At 72.6% G+C, this 25,994-nt stretch carries 27 protein-coding genes and 1 rRNA gene; 2 read left to right on the forward strand and 26 right to left on the reverse strand.

Annotated features, from left to right (window positions below):
• The first annotated feature begins 6 nt into the window (after window positions 1–6).
• A complete protein-coding gene (locus tag KVF89_RS00455; protein WP_257422527.1) occupies window positions 7–621 on the forward strand; it encodes a maleylpyruvate isomerase family mycothiol-dependent enzyme in 615 nt (204 codons plus the stop codon).
• Here KVF89_RS00455 and KVF89_RS00460 read toward each other — a convergent pair.
• The 24 genes from KVF89_RS00460 to KVF89_RS00575 form a co-directional block, all read right to left on the reverse strand.
• Entirely contained in the window at window positions 618–1,121 is a 504-nt protein-coding gene (locus KVF89_RS00460) for a hypothetical protein (RefSeq protein ID WP_257422528.1), read from the reverse strand. The genes KVF89_RS00455 and KVF89_RS00460 overlap by 4 nt on opposite strands.
• 76 nt (window positions 1,122–1,197) lie before the next feature.
• Complete coding sequence (locus KVF89_RS00465) at window positions 1,198–2,835, reverse strand: Y-family DNA polymerase (protein WP_257422529.1); 1,638 nt, start codon at window positions 2,833–2,835, stop codon at window positions 1,198–1,200.
• Window positions 2,835–3,440: a DnaE2-dependent mutagenesis accessory factor ImuA' gene (imuA', locus tag KVF89_RS00470; RefSeq protein WP_257422530.1), complete on the reverse strand. Its 606-nt coding sequence runs from the start codon at window positions 3,438–3,440 to the stop codon at window positions 2,835–2,837. Before imuA' ends, KVF89_RS00465 begins: the two co-directional genes overlap by 1 nt.
• Window positions 3,441–3,557: 117 nt before the next feature.
• The gene (der, locus tag KVF89_RS00475) at window positions 3,558–4,898 is read right to left on the reverse strand and encodes a ribosome biogenesis GTPase Der (protein WP_257422531.1); all 1,341 of its coding nucleotides are present in this window, start codon (window positions 4,896–4,898) and stop codon (window positions 3,558–3,560) included.
• The gene (locus KVF89_RS00480; RefSeq protein WP_257422532.1) at window positions 4,891–5,586 is read right to left on the reverse strand and encodes a lysophospholipid acyltransferase family protein; all 696 of its coding nucleotides are present in this window, start codon (window positions 5,584–5,586) and stop codon (window positions 4,891–4,893) included. The genes der and KVF89_RS00480 overlap by 8 nt, the downstream gene beginning before the upstream one ends.
• A complete protein-coding gene (cmk, locus tag KVF89_RS00485; RefSeq protein WP_257422533.1) occupies window positions 5,583–6,275 on the reverse strand; it encodes a (d)CMP kinase in 693 nt (230 codons plus the stop codon). The genes KVF89_RS00480 and cmk overlap by 4 nt, the downstream gene beginning before the upstream one ends.
• A gap of 10 nt (window positions 6,276–6,285) precedes the next feature.
• Entirely contained in the window at window positions 6,286–7,362 is a 1,077-nt protein-coding gene (locus tag KVF89_RS00490) for a prephenate dehydrogenase (RefSeq protein ID WP_257422534.1), read from the reverse strand.
• A 10-nt stretch (window positions 7,363–7,372) separates the two neighbouring features.
• Window positions 7,373–7,777 (reverse strand): VOC family protein, encoded by a 405-nt coding sequence (locus KVF89_RS00495; RefSeq protein ID WP_257422535.1) that lies wholly within the window; start codon window positions 7,775–7,777, stop codon window positions 7,373–7,375.
• The gene (locus tag KVF89_RS00500; protein ID WP_257422536.1) at window positions 7,767–8,594 is read right to left on the reverse strand and encodes a helix-turn-helix domain-containing protein; all 828 of its coding nucleotides are present in this window, start codon (window positions 8,592–8,594) and stop codon (window positions 7,767–7,769) included. The genes KVF89_RS00495 and KVF89_RS00500 overlap by 11 nt, the downstream gene beginning before the upstream one ends.
• A gap of 16 nt (window positions 8,595–8,610) precedes the next feature.
• Complete coding sequence (locus tag KVF89_RS00505) at window positions 8,611–9,378, reverse strand: pseudouridine synthase (RefSeq protein ID WP_257422537.1); 768 nt, start codon at window positions 9,376–9,378, stop codon at window positions 8,611–8,613.
• Window positions 9,368–9,994, reverse strand: coding sequence for an SMC-Scp complex subunit ScpB (gene scpB, locus KVF89_RS00510; RefSeq protein ID WP_257422538.1), 627 nt, complete (start codon window positions 9,992–9,994; stop codon window positions 9,368–9,370). Before scpB ends, KVF89_RS00505 begins: the two co-directional genes overlap by 11 nt.
• The gene (locus tag KVF89_RS00515; RefSeq protein ID WP_257422539.1) at window positions 9,987–10,841 is read right to left on the reverse strand and encodes a segregation and condensation protein A; all 855 of its coding nucleotides are present in this window, start codon (window positions 10,839–10,841) and stop codon (window positions 9,987–9,989) included. Before KVF89_RS00515 ends, scpB begins: the two co-directional genes overlap by 8 nt.
• Window positions 10,842–10,848: 7 nt before the next feature.
• Window positions 10,849–11,172: a hypothetical protein gene (locus tag KVF89_RS00520; protein WP_306808829.1), complete on the reverse strand. Its 324-nt coding sequence runs from the start codon at window positions 11,170–11,172 to the stop codon at window positions 10,849–10,851.
• A gap of 2 nt (window positions 11,173–11,174) precedes the next feature.
• A complete protein-coding gene (locus tag KVF89_RS00525) occupies window positions 11,175–12,095 on the reverse strand; it encodes a ParA family protein (RefSeq protein ID WP_443689990.1) in 921 nt (306 codons plus the stop codon).
• A 264-nt stretch (window positions 12,096–12,359) separates the two neighbouring features.
• Entirely contained in the window at window positions 12,360–14,915 is a 2,556-nt protein-coding gene (locus KVF89_RS00530; protein WP_257422541.1) for a DEAD/DEAH box helicase, read from the reverse strand.
• On the reverse strand, window positions 14,908–15,876 hold the full coding sequence (locus KVF89_RS00535; protein WP_257422542.1) for a site-specific tyrosine recombinase XerD: 969 nt from the start codon (window positions 15,874–15,876) through the stop codon (window positions 14,908–14,910). Before KVF89_RS00535 ends, KVF89_RS00530 begins: the two co-directional genes overlap by 8 nt.
• A gap of 4 nt (window positions 15,877–15,880) precedes the next feature.
• Window positions 15,881–16,996 (reverse strand): alanine dehydrogenase, encoded by a 1,116-nt coding sequence (ald, locus tag KVF89_RS00540; RefSeq protein ID WP_257422543.1) that lies wholly within the window; start codon window positions 16,994–16,996, stop codon window positions 15,881–15,883.
• A 10-nt stretch (window positions 16,997–17,006) separates the two neighbouring features.
• Entirely contained in the window at window positions 17,007–17,600 is a 594-nt protein-coding gene (locus KVF89_RS00545) for an NUDIX domain-containing protein (protein WP_257422544.1), read from the reverse strand.
• Window positions 17,597–19,312, reverse strand: coding sequence for a CTP synthase (pyrG, locus tag KVF89_RS00550; protein ID WP_257422554.1), 1,716 nt, complete (start codon window positions 19,310–19,312; stop codon window positions 17,597–17,599). The genes KVF89_RS00545 and pyrG overlap by 4 nt, the downstream gene beginning before the upstream one ends.
• Window positions 19,313–19,349: 37 nt before the next feature.
• The gene (recN, locus tag KVF89_RS00555) at window positions 19,350–21,104 is read right to left on the reverse strand and encodes a DNA repair protein RecN (protein ID WP_257422545.1); all 1,755 of its coding nucleotides are present in this window, start codon (window positions 21,102–21,104) and stop codon (window positions 19,350–19,352) included.
• A complete protein-coding gene (locus KVF89_RS00560) occupies window positions 21,101–22,084 on the reverse strand; it encodes an NAD kinase (protein ID WP_257422546.1) in 984 nt (327 codons plus the stop codon). Before KVF89_RS00560 ends, recN begins: the two co-directional genes overlap by 4 nt.
• Entirely contained in the window at window positions 22,081–22,914 is an 834-nt protein-coding gene (locus KVF89_RS00565) for a TlyA family RNA methyltransferase (RefSeq protein WP_257422547.1), read from the reverse strand. The genes KVF89_RS00560 and KVF89_RS00565 overlap by 4 nt, the downstream gene beginning before the upstream one ends.
• Window positions 22,914–23,096 (reverse strand): hypothetical protein, encoded by a 183-nt coding sequence (locus KVF89_RS00570; RefSeq protein ID WP_257422548.1) that lies wholly within the window; start codon window positions 23,094–23,096, stop codon window positions 22,914–22,916. The genes KVF89_RS00565 and KVF89_RS00570 overlap by 1 nt, the downstream gene beginning before the upstream one ends.
• A 9-nt stretch (window positions 23,097–23,105) precedes the next feature.
• The gene (locus KVF89_RS00575; protein ID WP_257422549.1) at window positions 23,106–24,131 is read right to left on the reverse strand and encodes an HAD-IIA family hydrolase; all 1,026 of its coding nucleotides are present in this window, start codon (window positions 24,129–24,131) and stop codon (window positions 23,106–23,108) included.
• Window positions 24,132–24,180: 49 nt separating this feature from the next.
• On the opposite strand from KVF89_RS00575, the gene KVF89_RS00580 reads away from it, so the two are divergent.
• Window positions 24,181–25,332 (forward strand): DUF1015 family protein, encoded by a 1,152-nt coding sequence (locus KVF89_RS00580; RefSeq protein WP_257422550.1) that lies wholly within the window; start codon window positions 24,181–24,183, stop codon window positions 25,330–25,332.
• Here the strand turns inward: KVF89_RS00580 and KVF89_RS00585 are convergent.
• Window positions 25,292–25,654: a single-stranded DNA-binding protein gene (locus KVF89_RS00585; protein ID WP_099081429.1), complete on the reverse strand. Its 363-nt coding sequence runs from the start codon at window positions 25,652–25,654 to the stop codon at window positions 25,292–25,294. The genes KVF89_RS00580 and KVF89_RS00585 overlap by 41 nt on opposite strands.
• Before the next feature lie 220 nt (window positions 25,655–25,874).
• Window positions 25,875–25,991, reverse strand: a 5S ribosomal RNA gene (gene rrf, locus KVF89_RS00590).
• Between the last annotated feature and the right edge of the window lie 3 nt (window positions 25,992–25,994).

Consider the following 25,994-nt stretch of genomic DNA (forward strand, 5'->3'; position numbering starts at 1 on the left):
ACGATCGTGGACGTCCGTGCCCTGCTGGCAGCCGAGCGACGCGACCTCGTCGCCCTCCTGCGCGACCTGTCCGTCGACGAATGGGACGCGCCGTCGCTGTGCGCGGGCTGGCGGGTGCGCGAGGTGGCCGGACATCTGCTCTACGACTGCATTCCGGGGTCGACCTACGCAGGCATCGTGGTGCGCCACGGGTTCGGCGTGAACCGCGTCAACAACGACCTCGCCGCTCGGGGTGGCGCGATGCCGACCAGCCGCATCGTCGAGAAGCTCGAGGCTGAGGCCGGCACGCTCTCACGATGGGTGCCGCGGATCGTGTTCGCCGACCTGCTCGTGCATCATCAGGACATCCGCCGGCCGCTGGGTCGTGCCCGCACCATCCCTGAGGAACGGCTGCGCCTTGCCCTGGACCACCCCGACCCCTTGTCCTTCCCGGGCCGGCGCAGCAAGGGGCTCAGCTTCGTCGCCACAGATCTCGACTGGTCACGAGGATCCGGTCCCGAGGTGCGCGGCACCGGTGAGTCCCTCGCACTCGCCATCGGCGGGCGGCCGGTGGTGCTCGACGAACTCGCCGGCGACGGCGTACCCGTCCTACGGCGGCGTCTCGCCGGTCAGCTCGGCTAGCCCCTCAGCAGCCGGTCGATCTCGCCGAGGACGCCCTTGCGGTTCTTGCCGGCCACCTCACGCTCCTGGACCCGCAGCAGGTCGGCCTGGCCGAGCTCGGCCAGGCGAGCCTTCACCTGGGGGACGGTGAGCTGGTCGAGATCGGGTACGACGAGCGCCTCGACGTTGTCGGATGCCCGCGTCCCATCGTCCGCCTGCCTCCGGCGTCCCGGGAGGAGCTGGGTCGGGACCAGCTGGGTGGGGATCGGAGGCAGCCTGGGCGCCTGGCCGCGGACGGTGTCGAGCACCTGCAGCAGCGCCTGGGAGTAGGCCTTGCCGGTGCTGACGAGCTGGCCGAGGAGGTTGTCGGCCTCGGCCCGGGTCAGCGAGCCACGGGCGACGAGGTCGTCCATCAGGCCCTGCAGCCGGCTCATCTGGATGGTCACGCTGTGCTCGAGTGCGCCGTGCAGTGCCCGCAGGTTGCGCCCGACGAGGTCAGCCGGCTTCCCGGTCCGTCCCATGGTTCCTCCAGACGTCGCCCCTCCTCCTGCAGGGTAGCCATCACACGGCGAGGAGGACAGGGCCCGCGAAGCGGCGTCAGTCGTACGCCGCCTCCACCTCCCAGCTGCCGGGCGAGCGCCAGCACAGCAACCAGGCTCGGCCGTCGACGCCGACCACCTGGAACCGGGCAGCCCGCCCCGCCGCGGACCCCGCGCCCGACGAGCCGGCGGACGCGAGCCACCAGCCCTCGTCGATCGGCCAGGGCCCGGCCCAGGAGGCGATCGGGCACCAGTGCCGATCGATCCGGATCCGCCACGGCTCGCCGGTCACCAGGCCGCGAGGGGTGACCGCCACGGGGACCGCGGCCTCGTCGACGACCTCCGCTTCAAGGGGCGCGGCGAAGACCCGGCTCGGTGCGGGGCCGGGGATCCGGCCGGGCCAGGGACGATCGACGGGACGCAGTCCGACCGGCCGCTCACCCCACGGCACCAGCGCCTGGCGGTCGGCGGCGCCGCGCCCGCCCTGGAGCACGGGGATCCGGACGGCGTCGTACCCGACCATCGCCTGGACCCGGGCGACGCCGCGCACCACCTGCTCCTCGGCACCTCCGCCCCACAGTCCGTCGGCGTGGTCGCCCGCGGGTTCGACGACGTCGGGCAGGAAGCGGACGACGGTGACCGCGGAGGCGATGGTCTCCCCGGTGGACTTGCGGCTGCGCAGCCCCGAGGACGCCATCCCGGCCTGGAGCTGCCAGTGCACCCGGTCGACCAGGTCGCGGGAGGTGAAGCAGCGCGGGTGCAGCCAGGTCCGGGTGGAGACGCCCTCCTCGAACTCCGCCTCGATCCGCACCGACGTCGCCACCAGCTGCCGGTCGGCCAGCCCGACGACGAACCGCTCGGCGGTGGTGCGGACGCTGAAGGTGACCGCCTCGGCGGACTCGAGCGGCGGCTCGAATGAGATCTCGCAGGCCAGCTCGGGCGGTGGCGTGCGGGAGGCGAGGCGGGTCGTCTCCCGGCCCTGCACCCGCCGCCACACGTCGGTGCCGTAGCTGCCGAACCGGTTGGCGACCTCGCCCGCCCCGAGCCGGGCGAAGTCGGCGAGCAGCATCAGCCCGAGCCGGCGCAGCAGGCCGGCGAGCTCGGCACCCTCCGGTCCGTCGTCGGCCAGGACGGTGACCGGCAGGCCGCGCAGGAACTCACCCGAGCCTCCCGAGGAGATCGACAGGCAGGCCTGCGGCGACGCCTGCCGGGCGGCCCGCTCGGCGGTGTAGAGGTCGTCGGCAGCCCCGAACCGGCTGTCCCACACCCCCGCCCGCACGAGGCGCTCGGCGAGCACCGCGGCCGCGGCCTCCTCCCCGTCGAGCCCACCGCGAGCGAAGTAGCGCCCCGGAGCGGGGACAGCGAGCAGTCCGGGTCGCAGGGGCGCCACTCCCGGCCGCACCTCCTCGACCACCGCCAGCACCGGCTCGAACCACCGGGCGTCCCGGTCGGGGTTGGCCGCGAGCAGTACCACGTCGGGGCAGCGCGCCTGGGCGTCTCGGCGCCGCTGCCCGCGGCGTACGCCCTCGGCCCTGGCGGCGGCGTTGCACACGACCACCACGTTGTTGGCGAGCACGACGGCCGGGGCCGCCGCGTCGACGTCCGGTCCCGCTCCCGCTCCCGCGCTGGAGTCGGCCAGTTCCAGCATGCCTGCGGTGACCGACCAGTCCGGGCACCACAGGACCATCGTCCGCATCACAGCACCACGTCCACGCGAGCAGGCATCCGCCCACCACCGCGTGCGACGAGCGTCGTCCGACGCTCGCGCAGCCGGCCGCGGCCCTGGCCGATCCCGTCCCAGGCGACCTGCTCGGCACTGATCCGCGCCTCGCAGCGCGGCCACTCCCCCTGCACCACGAGCACCGCCGACCGGGCCCGCAGCCGGGCTTCGAGGAGCGAGGCGGACGTGGCGTCGACGCCACCGGGCGGGCGCAGCACCACGACCTTGAGTACGTCGACCAGGGCCGCCGTCACCTCGAGCCAGTGCTCCCCGGGCGCCGGCACCAGGACCGTGCGCCCGAGCACGATCCCCCGCTGCTGGGCGGCCTCGGCGCCGAAGTCGTCCCAGCCGGCGAAGCCGACCCACTCCCCGGCCTGCGAGGCACCGGCGGCCAGGGTCATGCCGAGGGTCGCCGAGTCGACGCCGTAGACCCCGCCGGTGCGCAGCTGGACCAGCCCGGCCAGCACCGGCAGGACCGGCACGTGCAGCCGGGTCGGACCGCCCTCGAGGGCGGCGATCCGCCCGCGCAGCTGGTCCACGACCGCGCGGGGGTCGTCGATCTCGAGGGGGCGGACGCTCACTCCGCCATATTCGAACATTTGTTCGAACATGGCAAGCGGCGGCCCCCTCGATTGGGCAGAGACCGCATGCCCGGGACCCGAATTGTTGCGGTTTGGGACCAAACCGCAACAACCGGCCTACCTGCGCGCGCGCTTCTCCCGCGGCTGCACCTTGATCTCGATCGGCGTGCCGACGAACCCGAACTCCTCGCGCAGCCGGCGCTCGATGAACCGCTCGTAGCCCTGGTCGAGCTTGCCGGTGGTGAACAGCTTGAACACCGGCGGCGCGCTCTGCACCTGGCTCCCGAACAGGATCCGCGGCTGCTTGCCGCCGCGCACCGGGTGCGGGTGCTCGGCGACGATCCGGCCGAGGAAGGCGTTGAGGGCACCGGTGGAGATCCGGGTCTCCCAGCCCTCGATGGCGCGGTCGAGAGCAGGCACCAGCCGGTCGACGTGCCAGCCGGTCTTCGCGGTGATGTTGATCCGCGGCGCCCACTGCACCTGCACGAGGTCACGGTCGATCTCGCGGTCGAGGTAGTAGCGGCGCTCGGCGTCGACGAGGTCCCACTTGTTGAAGGCGATCACGAGCGCCTTGCCGGCCTCGCGCACCTCCTGGAGGATCCGCATGTCCTGCTCGGCGATGGACTCGTTGCCGGCGAGCACGAGCACGCACACCTCGGCGCGCTCGATGGCCGTCGAGGTCCGCAGCCACGCGTAGTACTCGTGACCCGAGGCCTCCTTGACCCGCTTGCGGATGCCGGCGGTGTCGATGAACCGCCACTCCCGCCCGCCCAGCGAGACCAGCTCGTCGACCGGGTCGACCGTCGTGCCGGCGACATTGTCGACGACCACGCGCTCCTCGCCGGCGAGCTTGTTGAGCAGCGAGGACTTGCCGACGTTGGGCCGACCGACGATGGCGATCCGGCGGGGTCCGCCGATCTCCTCCCCCACCCGGTCGGGCGCCACCGGCAGCACCTCGAGGACGGCGTCGAGCAGGTCCCCGGAGCCGCGGCCGTGCAGGGCGGAGACGACGAACGGCTCACCGAGGCCGAGGTTCCACAGGCCGTAGGCCTCCGCCTCGGCGCGCTCGTCGTCGACCTTGTTGGCGGCGAGCACGACCGGCTTGCCGGACTTGCGCAGCACCCGGACCACGGCCTCGTCGGCGTCGGTGATGCCCACAGACGCGTCGACGACGAAGAGCACGGCGTCGGCGAGGGTGACGGCGACCTCGGCCTGCATCTTGATCCGCTCGGCCATGCCGCGGGCGTCGGGGTCCCAGCCGCCGGTGTCGACGAGCGTGAACGCCCGCCCGGCCCACTCGGCGTCGTACGAGACCCGGTCCCGGGTCACGCCGGGGACGTCCTCGACGACCGCCTCACGGCGGCCGAGGATCCGGTTCACCAGGGTCGACTTGCCGACGTTCGGGCGACCGACGACGGCCAGCACCGGGACCACCCCGGTCGGGGTGTCTTCACTCATCACGCTCTCCTTGCGGGAGCGGGCCCGGTAGGCTCCGCCCCGTCTCGTCCAGGGCAACGGCCAGCTGCTGCTGCATGTGATCGCGCAGCGCGGCCGAGGTCAGACGGACATTCTCCCGCGTCCGGGGCCAGGGCACCGCATCGACGACGTAGGGCTCCCCCACCACGATGTCGATCCGGGCCCGCTTGCGCGGCAGCGAGCCGCTCGAGCCGCCCGGGTCGCGGGACCCCAGGAAGGTCAGGGGGACGACGGGCGCCCCGGTCACCAGCGCCAGGTACGCCGCCCCTCCGCGGAAGGTCTCGAGGTCCCCCGGACCCCGCGTCCCCTCGGGGAAGACCCCGACCGCGTCCCCCTCGTGGAGCACCCGCAGCGCGATCCGTACCGCGCCCGGGTCGGTGTGGTCGCGATCGAGCGGGATCTGCCCCGATGCCCGCAGGAACGGCCCGAGGGGCCCCTTGAACATCTCGATCTTGGTCAGCGCGTGCACCGGCCGGGGCGCGAAGATCGCCATCAGCGGGCCGTCGACGAACCCGATGTGGTTGGCCGCGACGACGGCCGGTCCCGTCGCCGGGAACCGCTCGGCGTGGCGTACACGGACGTCCCAGCGGCGCCGGATCAGCCACCGTGCCGTGGGTCTTCCCCCGACGAGGAGCCGGCGAGCGGGCCGTGGGGCCCTGTGCGCGCTCACACGCGCTCCATCACCAGGCCCACCACCACGTCCACGACCTCGTCCAGGCTCAGCTCGGTGGAGTCGACGTGGACCGCGCCGTCGGCCATGGTCAGCGGAGCGACCGCCCGGCCCGAGTCGATCCTGTCGCGGGCGAGCAGGGACTCCTGGGTCGCGGTGACGTCGGCGCCGCCGTTCTCCAGGGCCCGGCGAGCGGCGCGGGCGGCCGGGTCGGCGGTGAGGTAGACCTTCAGCTCGGCCTGCGGCCAGACCACGGAGCCGATGTCGCGGCCCTCGACGACGATGCCGCCACGGGGCCCGTCAGAGGGGGCGATCAGCTCCCGCTGGAGCTCGACCAGCCGGGTGCGTACCTCGGGGACCGCGCTGACCGGCGAGACCGCGCCGTTGACCACGTCGCTGCGGATCTCGACCGACACGTCGACCCCGTCGACGGTGATGGTGGGCGCGAGCGGGTCGGTCCCGGAGACGAGCACCGGCTCGCCGGCACGCGCCGCGACGGCGGCCGCGTCGTGCACGTCGATGTCGTGGTCGAGCATCCACCAGGTGATCGCGCGGTACTGCGCGCCGGTGTCGAGATAGCGCAGACCGAGCCGGTCGGCGACCGCGCGGCAGGTGCTGGACTTGCCCGAGCCGGAGGTCCCGTCCACGGCGACAACCACACTGACGGGGACGTTCACCGGCTCGTTCACGGCCTGCACCCTACCGGTGGGTGGTCCAGCCCCGTGCTTCCAGCGCCGCGCGCAGCTCATCCGCGCGGTCGGCGACGACGTCGAGCTCGACCTGGCCGACGGGTCGGCCGGGGTCGTGGTCGATCCGCACGTCCTCGATGTTGACCCCGCTGTCGCCGGCGTCGGCGAAGAGCCGAGCCAGGCCGCCCGGCTGGTCGGGCAGGGCCACGCGGACCGCCTCCATCGGCTGCGGTGCCGCACCGTGCTTGCCGGGAATCGCACGGGTGCCGGCCTGGCCATAGGCCAGCAGCGACTCCAGGCCGACCCGGTCGCCGCCGACGACGGCCTCGAGCGCGAGGTCGAGGCGGTCGCGGATCTCGGCGAGGAGCGCCGCGACGGCGGTCGCGTTCCCGCTGATGATCTGGCTGTAGAGACGAGGGTCCCCACCCGCGACGCGGGTGACGTCGCGCACGCCGGTGCCCGACAGGGCGAGGTGGTCCGGTGACGCGCCCGCGAGGGTCCCGGCGACGAGCGAGGCCATCAGGTGCGGCACGTGCGAGGTCCGGGCCACGGCCCGGTCGTGCTCGACGGGGCTCAGGTGGACCGGCACCGCGCCGCAGACCACGGCCAGCGCCTCCACCACCCGGGTCGCGGCCGGGGAGACCCCCGGTCCCGGCGTGAGCGCCCAGGGACGCCCGTCGAACAGCTCACCACTCGCCGAGAGCGGCCCGGAGTGCTCGGTGCCCGCCATCGGGTGGCTGCCGACGTACCTGCTCGCCGCCGGATGCCCGGCGACGGCGGCCAGCGGGCCGGACTTGACGCTGCCGACGTCGGTGACGACGGTGTCCGGCCCGGCGTCGTCGAGGACCTGGGTGAGGACGGCGCCCAGGGCGTCCGGAGGTACGGCGACCACCACGAGCTGGGGCACGTCCTGCTCCGTACGGGGCCGGCCGGCGCCGAGGCCGGACGCGGTCCGCACGTGGTCCGGGGTGGTGTCGGTGAGCAGCACGTCGAGGCCGGCCCGGCGACAGGCCAGCGCGATCGAGGTGCCGATCAGGCCGGTCCCGACGATCTCGACCGGGCCCGTGAGCACACTCGTCTCTGACACGCAGGACAGGTTAGGGGATGGCCTCCGCGCCCGGCTGGTAGGACCCGAACGACCAGTGGTTGCCCTCGGGATCGCGGACACTGCCGCCGCGACCGCCGTAGTCCTGGTCGACCATCGCCCGCTCGATGCTCGCGCCCCCGGCGACGGCGGCGTCGAACACGGAGTCGGGGTCGTCGGTCACCAGGTACACCGCGCCGGACCCGGCCGGCTGGAGCGGGCTCTCGGGACGCACGGCGCCGAACATCAGCCCACCGCCACCGGGCCAGAGCCACTCGGCGTGGACCACGGTGCCGGCCTCGTCGCGGTGGGTGGCGTGCTCGGTGAAGCCGATCGCCCGCAGCCACGCGGTCATCGCGTCGACGTCTCGGAACTGCATCGCCGGCCAGAGCCGGACTGCTGCTGCATCAGTGTTCATGCCCCTGAGCCTGCCCCTCGTCGTTGCCGTGGTCTTGAACGAACGGGAACTCCTCGCGCAGCCATGTCGTCGGCGTGCATCCCGCCAGCGCACTCCACTCCCGCGCGAGGTGCGCCTGGTCGGCGTACCCGCAGGCCGCGGCGACCTCCGCCAGCGGCCGTCGCCCGAGCACCCTGCGCGCTGCCTCGAGGCGCGCCACGCGCTGGAACGCCTTCGGCGCCAGCCCGCACTCCACCCGGACGAGCGTGCCCAGCCGCCGCCGGCTGTAGCCGACCGCGTCCGCGACGTCCGCCACCCGGGTCCCGGCAGTCAGCAGTGCGAGGGCGTGCGCGACCTCGGCCCGCGGCTCCGGGTCTCCCCCGCGCGCGGCCAGCCGGGCGAGGGTGCGGTCGACGAGCGCCACCCGTCCCGCCCAGGTGGGGACCCCGTGCAGCCGTTCGGGCAGCTCTCGCAGGGTCGGCGGTACGGCGGCCTGGTCGAGGTCGGTCAGCGCCCCCGACAGGTCCGCGGCCGGGCGGCCGAGGAGCACCCGCGCGCCTTCGAGGGTCAACGCCAGCTGCACGCCGCGCTGGGAGCCGTCGTGGTGGATGGTGGCCGGTTCGGTGTGCAGCCCCGACAGCGAGCCCCACGCCGCGTGCAGGGTGGCCGGCCGGCCCGCCCAGGAGACCCGCAGCGGGTCGTCGAGCGGCAGCACCAGGGTGAGCGTCGTCGATGGCAGTCCGCGGTGGGTGCCGGGCGCCCCGAAGTCGACGTCGTACGGGATCCATGCGACGACGTACTTCCGGAGCGAGGCGGGCACCGGTGGAACCGGGATCACCCCACCCACCGTAGGTCTAGAGACCGACCAGCTCCAGCAGCTGGCCCAGCTCGTCGTCGGACAGCTCCCGCAGCGCGCCGCTCCGCAGCGTGCCGAGCTCGATCGGACCGAACCTCGTCCGGCTCAGCTGGCGCACCGGGTGCCCCACCTGGTCGAGCAGCCGCCGCACGATCCGGTTGCGGCCCTCGTGGATGACCAGCTCGATGATCGACTTGTCGGCGGAGGTGTCGATGACGCGGGCCCGGCGGACCTCGACCGGTCCGTCGTCGAGCGTGACGCCGGCGAGCAGGTCCGCGACGGTGCCCTTGGCGAGCCGACCGGCCACCTCGGCGACGTACGTCTTCTCGACCTCGAACGAGGGGTGTGCCATCCGGTGCGCGAAGTCACCGTCGTTGGTGAGCAGCAGCAGGCCCGAGGTGTCGGTGTCGAGGCGTCCCACGTGGAACAGCCGGAGAGCCTCGTCGCCCGGCCGCCAGCTCGCGACCACGTCCGTCAAGGTGGGTCGTCCCTGCGGGTCGGACATCGTGGAGACGACGCCACGTGGCTTGTTGAGCACGAGGTAGACGTGGTCGGAGATCGGGGGCAGCCGCTTGCCGGACACCTTGATGACCGCCGCGCGCGGGTCGACCTTGGTGCCGAGCCGGGTGACGATCTCGCCGTCCACCTCGACCTCGCCCGCGAGCATCAGCTCCTCGCAGCGACGCCGGGAGGCGACGCCGGACTGGGCGAGCAGCTTCTGCAGACGGATCTGGCCGTCGTCGTCGACGGCGATGTCACGCGTCATCGGCGGGCTCCTCCTCCGGCTCCGACGTCGGCGCCAGCTCCTCCTCGACGTCGGCGAGGTCCGGCAGATGCGGTGCCAGGTCGGGCAGCTCGTCGAGGGACACGATGCCGATCCGCTCCAGGAAGTACGACGTCGTGCGGTACAGCGTGGCACCGTGCTCGCCGTCGCGGCCGGCCTCCTCGACCAGACCACGACTGATCAGGGTCCGCATCACACCGTCGACGTTGACCCCGCGCACCGCGGACACGCGGGCCCGCGAGACCGGCTGCTGGTAGGCGACGACGGCGAGCGTCTCCAGCGCGGCCTGGGTGAGCCGGGCCTGCTGGCCCTCCAGCACGAAGGCCTCGACGACGGGAGCGAACTCCTCGCGCGTGTAGTAGCGCCATCCGCCCGCGACATTGCGCAGCTCGAAGCCGCGGCGCTGCTCGTCGTACTCGGCGGCCAGCATGGACAGCGCCTCGGCGACCTGGGGTTGCGGGTAGCCGACCGCCGTGGCCAGCGAGACCGCGTCGAGGGGTTGGTCGGCCACCATGAGCACCGCCTCCAGGGCCGGGCGGAGCTCGGCGAGGGGGACGGGCAGCGCCTCGTCGGTGGGCACGTCGGTCTGTTCAGTCATCGCTCGGATTCTCCTCCGGGGGCGGCTCGTCGGCCGGCGCCACCCCGTCGAACTCGTCGGTGATCAGGTCCTCGACGTCGACCGCCTCGTCGCCGGTCCAGCGGACGGTGAGCTCGCCCAGTGGGGTCACCTGGTCGAAGGCCACCGCACCCTCGCGGAACAGCTCCAGCAACGACAGGAACCGCGCCACGGTCGTCAGCGTGTCGGGCGAGTCGCCGCACAGGGCCCGGAAGGTGAGCGTGCCGCTGCGCCGCAGCCGGTCGACCACGATCGCGGCCTGCTCCCGCACGCTGACCGTGGGGGCGTGGATGTGGTGCAGGGTCAGCTGCAGCTCCGGCTTCGGTGTCATCGCCTTGGCCGCGAGCGCGGCGAACTGGTCGAGCCCGATGCCGATCAGCACCTCGGGCAGCAGCGCCGCGAACCTCTCCTCGATCCCGACGGCCCGCGGGAAGCGCCGCGACTCGGCCTGCAGCCGGGCGTCGAACACCGCAGCGACCTGCTTGTAGGCCTTGTACTGCAGCAGCCGCGCGAACAGCAGGTCCCGCGCCTCCAACAGGGCGAGGTCCTCCTCGTCCTCCACGTCGCCGGCCGGCAGCAGCCGGGCGGCCTTGAGGTCGAGCAGGGTGGCGGCGACCAGCAGGAAGGACGTGGTCTCCTCGAGGCCCGTGTCGCCGAGGTCGGGGAGTTGCTTGATGTGGGCGATGAACTCGTCGGTGACCTGCGAGAGCGCGATCTCGGTGATGTCGAGCTTGTGCTTGGAGATCAGGCTCAGCAGCAGGTCGAACGGACCCTCGAAGTTCGCCAGGTGGACGGCGAAGCCGCCCTCGACCCCGTCCTGGCTGCTCACGCCTGCATCATGACTCACGCAGGCGCCTGACCAGCGCGGAGCCCTCCCCCTCGGACTCGAGCTCGCCCAGGACCAGGTGCAGCGCCTCGCGGACCAGACGGCCGCGGTCGACCGCCATGCCGTGCTCCCCGCGCAGCGTGAGCCGGGCCCTCTCCAGCTCCATCAGCTCCGCCGCGGTGACGTAGACGGTGATCTTCTCGTCGTGCCGGACCCGGCCGCTCGGACCCTTCTGGGGCTGCTCGGGGACGTCGGCCGGCGGGTCCGGGACCGCGCGGACCGCCGGCCCTGCCGATTCGGCGGTCGGCCGGAACAGGTCGTCCGCGGCCGGCATGCTCACACGTCGAGACACCGGGCGGCCACCTCCTTCGCGAGCTGGCGGTAGGCCTCCGCCCCGCTCGACCCCGAGGCGTACGACGTGATCGGCTCACCCGCGACGGTGGAGTCGGAGAACTTCACGGTGCGGCGGATGACGGTGTGGAAGACCTGATCGCCCCAGGCCTGCACCAGGCGCTCGAGCACCTCGCGCCCGTGCAGGGTGCGGCCGTCGTACATGGTGCCGAGGACGCCGTCGACCTCCAGGCCCGGGTTGAGGCGCTGCTTGACCTTGTCGATCGTCGCCTTGAGCAGCGCGACGCCGCGCAGCGCGAAGTACTCGCACTCCAGCGGAACGATCACGCCGTCGGACGCGGTGAGCGCGTTGACCGTCAGCAGGCCGAGCGACGGCTGGCAGTCGATGAGGATGACGTCGTACTTCTCGATCGCCGGCGCGAGGACGCGCTGCAGCGTCTGCTCGCGGGCGACCTCGTGGACCAGCTGCACCTCGGCGGCCGACAGGTCGATATTGGACGGCAGCAGGTCCATGCCGGGCACGCCGGACGGTACGACGACCTCGTCGAGCGTGGCCTCGGGGTCCATGAGCAGGTTGTAGACCGTGCTGTCCATCTCGTGCGGGTTGAGGCCGAGCCCCACCGACAGCGAGCCCTGCGGGTCGAAGTCGACGAGCAGCACCTTGCGGCCGTACTCGGCGAGCGCCGCGCCCAGGTTGATGGTCGTCGTGGTCTTGCCGACGCCGCCCTTCTGGTTGCACATCGAGATCACGCGGGCGTTGCCGTGCTCGGTGACCGGCCGGGGGTCGGGCAGGACCGGCATCGGGCGACCGGTCGGGCCGGTCTCGCCGGTGACCGTCTGCACGGCGGCACGCCCGGCGGCGCTCTCCACAACCCGCTGCTCAGGCAGCGGGAACTGCAGGGTCATGGCGTCCTCGCGCGCCGCCTCGCTCGTCACGGCCGCGTCCTCCGTGCCGAGTGGTACGTCACTGCCGGGCGCCGGGATCGGCATCCGCGGCGGCATGTCGGGTGCACTGGATCCTCCGTAGAAGCCGGCCATCGCCCTCACCTTTTGTCTGGAGTGGTTGCGGGCTCCTTCCCCAGAGCCCGGGACTCCTCCATCCAACAATGTCGACACAGCGACATTCGGGAGGCGCGCCGACAATCACTCAGGAGGGCACTCAGGGGGCGCTCAGGAGGGGCCGCTCAGGCTCACCATCTCGAGGGTCCGGACGACGGCCTCGCCGGCCTCGTCGCTGGCCGCGAGGTCGACCTCGGCGCGGATCACCCAGTCGTGGTTGCCGTCCGGGTCGTGCAGCGTCTGCGTCACCCGCCACCGATCAGCCCCCTTCTCCACGCTCAGCAGCACCGGACCGCGCGCGTCGGCGTCGGTGAGCAGCCGGTCGTGCTCGGCGTAGTAGTCCTCGATCGCCTGGTCCCACTCGGCACTGCCCCAGTCGGACTCGTCACCGCCCCTGTCAGCGTCCGCGGCGGTGTCCAACGCCGCCAGGTTCGCCACGTCGTCGCGGGCGACCAGCTCGACCCGGCGCCACAGCGCGTTGCGGACCATGACCTCGAACACCCGGCCCTGCTGGCTGAGGGGCCGCGGCGGCGGTGGGGGCTCGTGGTGGCTGACCGCCGTCGAGGCGTGGTCGGGGTCGTTGAGCGCCTCCCACTCGTCGAGGAGCGAGGAGTCGACCTGCCGGATCGTCTCCCCCAGCCAGTCGGCGAGGAGGTCCAGCTCGTCGGTCCGGTATGCCGCCGGCACGCTCTGGCGCAGCGCACGGTAGGCGTCGGTGAGGTAGCGCAGCACCAGGCCCTCGGAACGGGCCACCTGGTAGCGGGAGACGAGGTCGGTGAACCCCATGCCCTGCTCCCACATCTGACGCACGACCGCCTTCGGCGCCAGCGCGTCGGGCGCGAGCCACGGGTGCCGCTCGCGGTACGTCTCGAAGAGCGGCTCGAGCAGGTCGCTCAGCGGCTCGGGCCAGGTGATGTCCTCGATGAGAGCCATCCGCTCGTCGTACTCGACGCCGTCGGCCTTGAGCGCCGCGATCGCGTCACCCCGCGCGGCATGGCGCTGCGCCATCAGCAGCGGCCGGGGCGCCTCCAGGGTCGCCTCGACGACCGAGACCACGTCGAGCGTGAACGTGTCGCTGTCGGGATCGAGCACGTCGAGCACGGCGAGCGCGAAGTGCGACAGCGGCTGGTTGAGCGCGAAGTCCTCGGGCAGCGCCTCGGTGAGCACATAGCGCCGCCCGAACCCGTCGACCTGGTCGAGCCGGGTCAGCACCTCGGAGGTGACCAGGCTGCGGGCCAGCCGGACCGCCCGTTTCGCCAGCCGCAGCTGGCCGCGCCGCTCCTCGTGGTTGTCCATCAGCAGCCGCCGCAGGACCGGGAACGCGTCCTCCTCGCGGGAGAGCACGTTGACCAGCATGGCGTTGTCGACCTTCATCTGCGACTTCAGCGGGTCCGGCTTGCCGGCCACCAGCTTCTCGAAGGTCTGCTCGGTCCACACCACAGTGCCTGGCGGCGGCTTCTTGAGCTGGGCCTTCGAGCCCCGCTTCGCCTGCTTCTCGGCGCTCATCGCGGCGTTCTTGGCGGCCGCCTTGGCCTTCGCCTTCTCGTTCTCGATGATGTGCTCAGGCGCCTGGACGACGACATACCCGGCCGTGTCGAAGCCCGCGCGTCCTGCCCGGCCGGCGATCTGCAGGAACTCCCGCGTGCGCAGCACCCGCTGCCGGCTGCCGTCGAACTTCGCGAGCCCGGTGAAGAGCACCGTGCGGATCGGCACGTTGATGCCGACGCCGAGCGTGTCGGTGCCGCAGATGACGGTCAGCAGCCCGGCCTGGGCGAGCTGCTCCACGAGGCGGCGGTAGCGGGGGAGCATGCCGGCGTGGTGGACGCCGATCCCCTGTCGCAGCAGCTTGTTGAGGGTCTTGCCGAAGCCGGCGGCGAACCGGACTCCGGCGATCCGATCGGCGATCTGCTCCTTTCGGTCCTTCGGCAGGACCACGTCGAGCCGGCCGGGTCCGCTCAGCAGCGACACCGCGTGCTCGACTGCCGCGGCCTGGGTGAAGTGGACGACGTACACCGGCCCCTGGCCGGTGGTCACGAGCTCCGCGAGCCTGTCCCCCATCGGCTCCAGGGACCACGAGAAGTCCAGCGGCACCGGACGCTCGGCGTCGTCGACGACCGACGTCTCGCGACCGTTGCGGCGGGTCAGGTCCGCCGCCAGCTCGGTCGTGTCGCCGAGGGTGGCCGACATGAGCAGGAACTGTGCCTGCGGCAGCTCGATCAGCGGCACCTGCCAGGCCCAGCCGCGACCGGGCTCGCCGTAGAAGTGGAACTCGTCCATCACCACCATGCCCACATCGGCGGCGCTGCCCTCCCGCAGGGCGATGTTTGCGAGCACCTCGGCGGTGCAGCAGATGATCGGGGCGTCGGCGTTGACCGCGACGTCGCCGGTGAGCATGCCGACGTCGGTGGCACCGAAGATCTCGACCAGGTCGAAGAACTTCTCACTCACCAGCGCCTTGATCGGCGCGGTGTAGAAGGTGACCCGGTCCTCGGCGAGTGCGCCCATCGCGGCGGCCATCGCGACCAGCGACTTGCCCGAGCCGGTCGGCGTGGCCAGCACGACGTTGTCGCCGGAGAGCAGCGCCAGGATCGCGTCCTCCTGGTGCGGGTAGAGCGTGAGCCCCTGGCTCTCGGCATGCTCCAGGATGCGGTCGTAGGCGTCAGCCATGGCGGGCCCTCGGGTGCGCGGTGGCGAAGACCTCACGCAGGTTGTCGACGGTGACGAGCGTGTAGACCTGCGTCGTCGTGACCGACGCATGCCCGAGCAGCTCCTGGACCACGCGGACGTCGGCGCCACCGTCGAGCAGGTGGGTGGCGAACGAGTGGCGCAGCGTGTGGGGCGAGACGTCGCGCGTCACCCCGGCGCGCTCGGCGGCCTTGACCAGCACCGCCCACGCCGACTGGCGCGAGAGCCGGCCGCCGCGGGCGTTGAGGAACAGCGCCGCACTGCTGGTCGAGCCGGTCGAGACCCCGACCAGCGCCGAGCGTCCCCGGACGAGGTACGCCGCCAGCGCGGCCCGCGCGTAGGAGCCGACCGGCACCATCCGCTCCTTGCCGCCCTTGCCGCGCAGCAGCAGGGTCGCGTCGGCCGGGTCGAGTCCCGGCTCGGCGAGGTGGCTGACGTCGTCCACGTCGAGGCCGACCGCCTCCGAGATCCGCGCCCCGGTGCCGTAGAGGAGCTCCAGCAGGGCGCGGTCACGCAGTGCGAGGGGGGTGTCGGGGGCACCGGCCGCCTCGAGGATCGCCTCGACGTCGCCGAGCGGCAGCGCCTTGGGGAGCCGCTTGGCGGGACTCGGCGGCTTCACGGCAGCCGCCGGGTCGGCCTGCGCCAGCCCGTCGGCGACGGCGAACCTGTGGAAGCCCCGCACCGCGACCACCGTGCGCGCGGCGCTGGCCGCGCTCAGTGGCGGATGGTCCGCATCGCCTTCGCGCAGCCGGACGAGGAAGTCGACCACCGTTGCCTCGGTGACGGCGTCGAGCGAGTCGATGCCGGCCGCGGCGAGGTGGGCGCGGTACCGACGCAGGTCACGGCGGTACGACGTCAGCGTGTTCGGCGCCAGGCCCTTCTCGACCGTCAGGTGGTCCAGGTACGTACGGACCGCCCGGTCCACCGCCCCTGCGCCACTCACGCGGTCAGGCTAGCGCCTCGGCCATCGGGACCGACGCGATGCCGGTGGCCTCGCCGACCGGGCCGTTGGTCAGCTCGCCGGCATGGGTGTTGATGCCCGACGCCAGGCTCGGATCGGCGCGACACGCCTCACGCCAGCCCTTGTCGGCCAGCGCGACGGCGTACGGGAGCGTCGCGTTCGTCAGCGCGTAGGTGGACGTGGTCGGCACCGCGCCCGGCATGTTCGCCACGCAGTAGAAGGTCGAGCCGTGCACCCGGTACGTCGGATCGGCGTGCGTCGTCGGATGTGTGTCCTCGAAGCAGCCGCCCTGGTCGACCGCGATGTCGACCAGGACCGAGCCCGGCTTCATCCGCGACACCAGCTCGTTGGACACCAGCTTCGGCGCCGCCGCCCCCGGGATCAGCACCGCACCGATGACCAGGTCCGCCTCCATCACCTGCTGCTCGATCGCCAGTCTCGACGACGCCAGCCCGTGGACGCGGTTGTTGTAGCGCCAGAACGACATCCGCAGCTTGTCCAGGTCGGTGTCGAGCAGCGTCACGTCCGCCCCCATGCCGAGCGCGATGTTCGCGGCGTTCTGGCCCGCGACACCGGCGCCGATCACGACGACCTTGGCGTTGGCGACACCACCGACCCCGCCCATCAGCACCCCACGCCCGCCCTGGGCCCTCATCAGCGCGTAGGCGCCGACCTGAGGCGCCAGACAGCCCGCGACCTCGGACATCGGGTACAGCAGCGGCAGCGCACCGGAGGGCAGTTGCACCGTCTCGTAGGCGATCGCGGTGATCTTGCGCGCGATCAGCTCCTCGGTGAGCGTCTTGTCGGCCGCGAGGTGGAGGTAGGTGAAGAGCACCTGCCCCTCCCGCATCCGCGCATACTCCTCGGCGATGGGCTCCTTGACCTTCAGGACCATCTCGGCCGAGCTCCACACCGCGTCCGCGTCCGGCAGGATCGCGGCCCCCGCGGCGACGTACTCGGCGTCGTCGATCGACGAGCCCTCACCGGCGCCGGTCTGGACCACGACCTCGTGACCGTGGGCGACCAGCTCGTGGACGCCGATCGGCGTGATCGCCACCCGGTACTCGTGGTTCTTGACTTCCTTCGGCACGCCGATGCGCATACCGGGCAATCTACGCCCGCGGGCTCCGGTCCCGCAGCACTTGGCACGCCAGGACCGCCTGGACGACCGGACCGTCGGTGACGTCGCCGGCGAGGATAGCGTCGACCAGGTCGGGGAAGGGCACCCAGAACGTCTCCAGGTCCGCCTCCTCGTGCCGCAGCACGAAGTCGCCCCGGTCGGCCGGCGAGAGGCCCTCGGCGAGGTAGTAGTGGATGCGCTCGGCGGAGTAGCCGGGCGAGCTGAGCGTCGACAGCAGATGGGTCCAGCGCTCGGCCGCCAGCGCCGCCTCCTCGCGCAGCTCGCGCCGGGCGACCTCCTCCGGGTCCTCCCCGGGGTGGTCGATCACGCCCGCGGGCAGCTCGACCAGCCGGTACTGCGCCGGGTGCCGGTACTGCCGCAGGCAGAGCACCCGGTCGTCTTCGTCGATCGCCAGGACGACGGCCGCTCCCGGGTGCTCGAGGACGAGCCGCCGGAACGGCTCCTCGTCGTCGGCGCCGGGGCGCCGGATCCGGTCCGAGCGGAAGGCCACGACCCAGTCGTCGCGGTGGAGGTCGGCGCTGTCCTCCACCGGCCAGGACTCGGGGACGTCCCGTAGCACACTCACTGGTCGTCGGCGGGCTCGGCGTGCAGGTTGGAGTCGTCGATCTCGAGCCGGGTCTCGCGCTGCCGCTCGATGGCGGCGCCGATCAGGCCGGCGAACAGCGGGTGGGGACGGGTCGGCCGCGAGCGCAGCTCCGGGTGCGCCTGGGTGCCGATGTAGTAGGGGTGCACGTCGCGCGGCAGCTCGACGAACTCGACCAGGTCGAGCTCGGCGTTGAGCCCGGAGAACACCAGACCGGCCTCCTCGAGCTGTGCCCGGTAGGCGTTGTTGACCTCGTAGCGGTGGCGGTGCCGCTCCTCGATCACCTCGGCGCCGTAGACCTCGCGCGCGATCGTGCCGGGCTCGAGATGGGCCGGGTAGAGGCCGAGCCGCATGGTGCCGCCCAGGTCACCGGCCCCCTCGACGATGGACTTCTGCTCCTCCATCGTGGCGATGACCGGCTCGGGGGTGTCGGGATCGAACTCGGTCGACCCGGCCTTCGTGAGCCCGAGCTCGGTGCGGGCGTACTCGATCACCATCGACTGCAGGCCCAGGCACAGCCCCAACGTCGGGATGCCGTGGGTGCGGGCGTAGGTGAGCGCACCGAGCTTGCCCTCGAGGCCGCGGATGCCGAAGCCGCCGGGAACACAGATCGCGTCGACGTCGGAGAGGTGCTTCATCGCGCCGGCGGGTGTCTCGCACTCGTCGGAGGCGACCCACCGGATGTGGACCTTCGCCTCGTGCGCGAAGCCACCGGCACGCAGCGCCTCGGTCACCGACAGGTAGGCGTCGTGCAGGTCGATGTACTTGCCCACCAGGGCGATGGTGACGTCCTCCTTCGGGTGGTGCACCCGGCGGAGCAGGTCGTCCCAGACCGTCCAGTCGACGTCGCGGAACGGCAGGTTGAGCCGGCGTACGACATAGGCGTCGAGACCCTGGCGGTGCAGCACCTTGGGGATGTCGTAGATGGACGGCGCGTCGGCGGCGGTTACGACCGCCTCCTGGTCGACGTCGCACATCAGGGAGATCTTCCGCTTGATGCTCTCCGGCAGCTCCCGGTCGGCGCGGCACACGACGGCGTCGGGCTGGATGCCGACCTGGCGCAGTGCGGCGACCGAGTGCTGGGTGGGCTTGGTCTTGAGCTCACCCGAGGGGCCGATGAAGGGCACCAGCGAGACGTGCAGGAAGAAGACGTTGTCGCGTCCGATGTCGTGGCGCACCTGACGCGCGGCCTCGAGGAAGGGCAGCGACTCGATGTCACCGACGGTGCCGCCGATCTCGGTGATCACGACATCAACAGGAGCGACCGGCGCTGTGTTGTCGGGGCCGCGGCCCATGGCGAGGATCCGGTCCTTGATCTCGTTGGTGATGTGCGGGATCACCTGGACCGTGTCGCCGAGGTACTCGCCCTTGCGCTCCTTGGCGATCACCGAGGAGTAGACCTGCCCGGTGGTGACATTGGCGATCTGGTTGAGATCGGTGTCCAGGAAGCGCTCGTAGTGGCCGATGTCGAGATCGGTCTCCGCGCCGTCGTTGGTGACGAACACCTCGCCGTGCTGGAACGGGTTCATCGTCCCGGGGTCGACGTTGAGGTACGGATCGAGCTTCTGCATCGTGACCCGCAGACCGCGCGAGCGCAGCAGCCGGCCGAGGCTGGAGGCCGTGAGTCCCTTGCCCAACGAGGAGGCGACACCTCCGGTGACGAAGACGTGCTTTGCCTGCTTACCCGGCGCCATGTTCACGGGATTCCATCCTACGTCATGCCCGGGCGTTTCACCGTGCCCGCGGGGCGTTTCGTGCGAGTTCGAGAAGTTCCCGAGCGTGGGCCAGGGCGGTGTCGGACTCGGCGAGGCCCGCCAGCATGCGGGACAGCTCGCGCTCGCGGCCGGTGTCGTCGAGGGTGACCAGGCCCGAGCTGGTGACCGACCCGTCGCTGGACTTCTCGACCAGGACGTGGCGGTCGGCGAACGCCGCGACCTGCGGCAGGTGGGTCACGACGAGGACCTGGGCCTGGCCGGCCAGCGTGGACAGGCGACGGCCGATCTCGACCGCCGCGGCGCCACCGACACCCGAGTCGACCTCGTCGAACACGAACGTCGGCACCGGACTCGTGCCCGCCAGGCAGACCTCGACCGCGAGCATGACCCGCGAGAGCTCGCCGCCGGAGGCGCCCTTGTGGAGGGGACGGGGCTCGGAGCCGGTGTTGGCGGCGAGCAGGAACTCGACCTCGTCGAGTCCGCTGCGACCGAACCGGACCCAGCGCTTCCCCACCCGCAGCACGTCCGCAGGCGGATGCTCGGGATCGCTCGGCGCCTCGGTGGCGCGCGGCGTGACCCGGATGGTCACCACGGCATGGGGCATCGCCAGCAGGGTCAGCTCGTCGGAGACCGCGGTCCCCAGCCGACTCGCGGCCTTCACCCGCGCCTCGCTGAGGCTGCTGCCCGCCGTCGCCAGGTCGGCCCGGAGTCTGGTCGCCTCGGCGGTCAGCTCCTTGATCCGGTCGTCGGTCGAGTCGAGGTCCAGCAGCCGCAGCGCCGACTGCTCGGCCCAGGCCAGCACCTCGTCGATCGTGTCGCCGTACTTGCGGGTCAGGGCGGTCAACGCGGCCCGTCGTTCGGACACGGCTGCCAGACGGGTCGGGTCGGTGTCGATCCGGGAGGCGTACGACGCCACGTCGGCGGCGACGTCGGAGAGCAGGTAGCTCACCTCGGCGGCCCGGTCGGCGAGGGCGCCCGCCTCGGCGTCGTGGCCACGGACACCGTCGAGGAGGCCGCGCGCGGCGGCCACTGCCGCGAGGGCATCGGGCGAGCCGTCCTCGCTGGAGAGCACCTCCCGGGCCTGCTCGGCGGCCCCACGCAGGGTGTCGGCATGCCCCAGGCGCGCCTCCTCCGCTGCCAGCTCCGCGTCCTCGCCGGGCTGGGGTGCCACGGCGGCGATCTCGTCGACACCGAACCGCAGCAGGTCGGCCTCCCGCGCCCGCTCGCGGGCGGTCGCCGCCACCTCCGCCAGCTCGCGCTCGGTGGCGACGAGCCGGTCGTGGAGGCTGACGTACTGGGCGTGCAGCTCCTCCAGGGCGCCGAACCGGTCGAGCGCGTGACGCTGGGTCTGCGCCTTCAGCAGCCGATGCTGGTCGGACTGGCCGTGCACCGCGACGAGCGGCTCGGCGAGCGCGGCCAGGGTGGCGACCGGAACCGCGGCTCCGCCGGCGAACGCGCGGGAGCGGCCCTCCGCGCTCACGTTGCGGGCCAGCACGATCCCGTCGTCCTCGGCCTCCCCGCCGGCCTCCTCGACCGCGGCGACCAGGCCGGGCAGCGCGGTGGCCGAGACGAGCCCCTCCACCCGCGCCTGCTTGGCGCCGGCGCGGACCGCGCCGCTGTCGGCACGGCCGCCCAGCAGCAGGCCGAGCGCCGTGACGACCATGGTCTTGCCGGCGCCGGTCTCACCGGTGATGACCGTGAGACCCGGGCCGAGCTCGAGCGTCGAGGAGTCGATGACCCCGAGCGAGCTGATCCGGATCTCCTCGATCACGGGGTCTCTCCCGTCGCCGTCGCCGCCGCCTCGCTCTGCCGCAGGCGGCGCTCCGCCGCGGCGCCGCGCCAGCCCTCGACGGACAGACCGAACTTCGCGACCAGCCGGTCGGTGAACGGTGCCGAGTGCAGCCGCACCAGGCGGACCGGGCGCTGCCCGCGGCTGACCTCGATCCGTGCGCCGAGCGGCAGGTCGACGCTGCGCCTGCCGTCGCACCAGAGGACGCCGGAGCCCTGGTTGCCTTCGAGCACCTCGATCGCGATGACCGACGACGGCGCGACCACCACGGGGCGGGCGAACAGCGCATGGGCGCTCAGCGGCACGATGCACAGCGCCTCGACCTGCGGCCACACGATCGGCCCGCCGGCGCTGAAGTTGTAGGCCGTCGAACCGGTCGGCGTCGCGCACACGACGCCGTCGCAGCCCCAGCGCGACAGTGGTCGGTCGTCGATCTCGACGACCACCTCCAGCATCCGCTCGCGGGCGGCCTTCTCGACGCTGGCCTCGTTGACCGCGAACGTCGAGTAGACGAGTCTACCCTCGACGTACGCCTTGACGTCCAGGGTGAGCCGGTCCTCGATGGTGTAGCGCTGGTCGATGATCGCGTCGATCGTCGCCGCGACGTCCTCGTGCTCGGCCTCGGCGAGGAACCCGACGTGGCCGAGGTTGACGCCCAGGACCGGGGTCGACCGCTGATGGGTCACCTCGGCGGCGCGCAGGATGCTGCCGTCGCCGCCGATCACCACGGTGAGCTCGCAGCCGTGGCTCGCGTCGGACTCGGAGTCCGTCAGCTCGACCGACGGCTCGTAGTCCTGCGGCGCCAGGTCGAGCTCGTCGGCCTCGTGACGCAGCAGCCGGACGACGATGCCGTGCCCGGTCAGCTCCTTGACGAATGCTCGTGCGACGTCGCGGGCCTCGCTGCGCCCGGTGTGGGCGAGCACGAGCACCCGGCGTGGAGTCTCGTCGGTCACGGACGTCATGGGCTCACCCTCTCATCCGGCGCCGACGTCCCGCGGCGGACGACCTCCGCGATGGACGCGTCGTCCAGTTCCGCAGGTCCGTGCCGCAGCCACAGGAAGAACTCCACGTTGCCCGACGGCCCCGGCAACGGGCTCACTGTCACCGCGCGGCCCCCCCAGCCACGCTCCGCGGCCGCGTGCGCCACACCCAGCACCGTCTCGACCCACAGTTCGGGGTCCCGGACCACGCCGCCCTTGCCGAGCCGGTCCTTGCCGACCTCGAACTGCGGCTTCACCATCAGGGCCAGATCGCCATCCGGCCGGGTGACGCCGAGGAGGGCGTCGAGCACCAGGGTGAGGGAGATGAACGACAGGTCACCGACGACGAGGTCGACCGGTCCGCCGATGTCCTCGGTCGTGAGCGTGCGGACGTTGGTCCGGTCGTGGACGACCACGCGCTCGTGCTGCTGGAGGGACCAGTCCAGCTGGCCGTAGCCCACGTCGACCGCCACGACCTCCGCCGCGCCGGAGCGGAGCAGGACGTCGGTGAACCCGCCCGTCGAGGCGCCCGCGTCGAGGCAGCGCCGCCCGTCGACCCGCAGACCCCGTGGGGTGAACGCGGCCAGTGCGCCCACCAGCTTGTGCGCGCCCCGCGAGACGTAGTCGGGTCCGTGCTCGCCCTCGCGCACCACGATGGCGACATCGGTGGTGACGCCGGTCGCGGGCTTGGAGGCGACGGCGCCCGCCACCTTGACCCGGCCGTCGGCGATCAGCTGTGCGGCGCGCTCTCGGGACGGCGCCAGCCCGCGGCGGACCAGCTCCGCGTCGAGGCGCAGTCGGCGCGGCGGCACTACGGTGTGGCGGGGCCGGCGGGCGGGCTGTCGAGGGCGCGCCGGAGCTCGCCGTGCGCCTCCTCCAGCACGCCGGCGTGCTCCTCGATCGGACGCCCGTCCAGCCCCGCTACGAGGTCGAGCACTCGGTCGACGGCATCGATCCCGGTCGGCGTGGGCGCTGGAACACCTACCTCGGTCATGACGTGAGGCTACCGCGCCCCCGGGCCGGGTTCGGGGACCCGTGCCGTCGTGATGTCCGGCGCCCGTCCGGTCCGGTCCCGGTGGTCCCAGGCCGTCACCGCGGCCACCCGCCACCAGTCGGCGGCCGACGCGTGCGCGCCGGACCGATCCAGCTCCAGCCGGCCGGCCGCGACCCGTCCGGTCCAGGCGCCCAGGCGCCAGCCCTGTCCCTCGACGGACTCCGGCGCCTCGTGCGGCACCGTGAGACCACCGAGGTCCGGAGCGATGTAGGTCGGGCGCTCCGCCGGGTCCGCGGCGACCAGCTCGGGGAGACCGGTCACGCCCGTCAGCACGAGCAGCGAGTCCACGCCGGCGTTGCGCGCGCCCTCGATGTCGGTGTCCAGCCGGTCGCCGACCATCAGTGGCCGCCGGCCGCCGACCCGACGCACGGTCTCGTCGAGCAGGGGCCGCTCCGGCTTCCCGGCCACCTGCGGCGTCATCCCGGTGAACCGCTGCATCATGTCCACCAGCACTCCGTGCCCCGGCGCCACGCCGTAGGCGGTCGGGATGGCGTGGTCGGTGTTGCTCGCCAGCCACGGGAGCCCGTCCCTGATCCGCACCGCCGCCTGCATGATGTCGCGCCACAGCAGGTCGGGACCGTACCCGCTGACCACCGCCACCGCGTCGGCGTCCCCGTCGACGGCGACCAGCTCCACCTCATCGAGCGCGGCCCGCAGGCCGGGACCGCCCAGACACACCACCCGGGCCCCCGGACCGAACCGCTCCACGAGGAGCCGCGCCGCCGCCTGCGCGCTGGTGACCACGTCGCCCTCCGCCGCGGGCACGCCGAGCTCACGCAGGTGCTCGGCGACCACCCCTGCCGACCGGGAGGCGTTGTTGGTGATGAAGGCGATCCGCATCCCCGCGTCGCGGGCCCGGGCCAGATGTTCGGCGGCACCGGTGACCGCATGCTGGCCGATGTAGACGACCCCGTCCAGGTCCAGCATCGCCAGGTCGTAGGTCGCGGCCAGGGGTGTGGTGGAGGTGAGCAACACGGGACCACCTTGCCATCCGCCCCCACCACAGGCTCCGTACGATGCCCTGATGGACGCGACCGCCCTGGTGACCCCGCCGTACGTCGCGGGCCCGCTGCGTCTCGAGCCGTTCCCTGCCCTCATGCTGGCCCCCGCCCGGGTCGGCAACCCGACCACCGGGCGCGCCTTCGCCCGCCCGTACAAGGATGTCTCCGCCCGCCTCCAGCGCTGGCAGTCACGTGGCCTGCTCACCGCGGACACGGAGCCGGCGCTCTACCTGCACGAGTACAGCGCCAACGGGATGACGGTCCGCGGTCTCGTCGGCGCCCTCGACGTCTCCCGGCGCGCCGCCCGGCCCGAGGACCGCGCCGTGCTGCCGCATGAGGGCATCCATCCCGCCCAGGCCGACGAGCTCGCCGACCGGATGGACGAGATGCAGCTCAACCCGGCTCCGATCCTGCTCGTCCACCAGGGCGGCCGGCGTCTGCGCGACATACTCGCCGCGGTAGCCCGTCGCGATCCGGACCACGCCTTCACCGACCGTGGCGGTCAGGAGCATCGGATCTGGGCCGAGCGCTCCCCCACCACTCTGGCAGCCATCGCCACCGAGCTGGCCGATGGTCGGGCCCTCATCGCCGACGGGCATCACCGCTACGCGGCCTACCTCCGGCTCCAGCGACGTCGCGTGGGTGCCCCGACCGGTCCCCGCCCGACCGACCTCGGCCTGGCCATGCTCGTCGACCAGGCCGACACGCCGCTCTTCCTCGGGCCCATCCACCGCACGCTCAGTGGCACGTCATTGGCGGACCTCCGCGACGCCGCGGAGACGCTCGGCCTCGAGTACCGCGAGCAGCCCCAGGCCGACGCCGTCCAGGCGCTCTCGTCCGCACGCCTCGCCGCAACCGACGGTGAGCGTTGGGCCGTCGTGGGACTCGGCATCGGGCCCGACGAGGCCGCCGTCGAGGCGCTCCATCGCCGGATCGTCCCGGCTCTGCCTCACGGCCCCACCGCCATCGCCTACCACCACACGGTCGACGACGCCCTCGGCGGCGCCCGCTCTGATGCCATCGCCGTGCTGATGCCGGCGCCGTCGGTCGAGCTGGTGCTCCGGGTCGCCGAGGCCGATCGACTGCTTCCCGAGAAGGCCACGTCCTTCCAGCCCAAGCCCAGCCTCGGGGTGCTCATCCGTTCACTGCGCGACGTAGCACCCGAGCCGTCGTGACCTCGACCTCCATCCGCGAGGCCGTCTGCCCGCCGGCGCGGTAGAACCGGCGTCGCAACGCACCCTCCACACCGACCACGTCACCGGCGCGCCAACCGCGCATGGACCGCCGCACCCTCGCCGACCAGCCGGCCAGATCGACCACGTCGACCGACGGACCCTTCCGGCCCGATGCGAGCACGCGAACGTCGGCCCGCGGCACGATGACGCGGCAGGTCCACAGCCGATCACCGCTCGGCAACACTCGTTCCTCCGGGTCCGCCGCCACCCGACCCGTCAGCAGCACCGCATTGGCCGCACCCGTGTCCTGCTCGACCGTCATGGCCCGCACCTCCCGATGAGCTCGTCGGGCCAGCCCCGCGGCTCGCCCTTCACGAACATCATCCGGAATCGGCCCGCCTGGACGCGCTCCTGACGACGACGCCTGTGGAGAAGCCGCCGCGCACCCTCGGCTGTGGAGAATCAACGGTCCGAGATCGAGCCGATGGGACCAAAAAGCACTCAGGGCCAGCACGTGACGTGCTGGCCCTGAGCCAATGTTTGTCCGGCGGCGTCCTACTCTCCCACATCCTCGCGGTTGCAGTACCATCGGCGCTGGCAGGCTTAACTTCCGGGTTCGGGATGGGACCGGGTGTTTCCCTGCCGCTATGGCCGCCGTAACT

This window comes from Nocardioides carbamazepini, assembly GCF_024614185.1.
GTDB lineage: Bacteria > Actinomycetota > Actinomycetes > Propionibacteriales > Nocardioidaceae > Nocardioides > Nocardioides carbamazepini.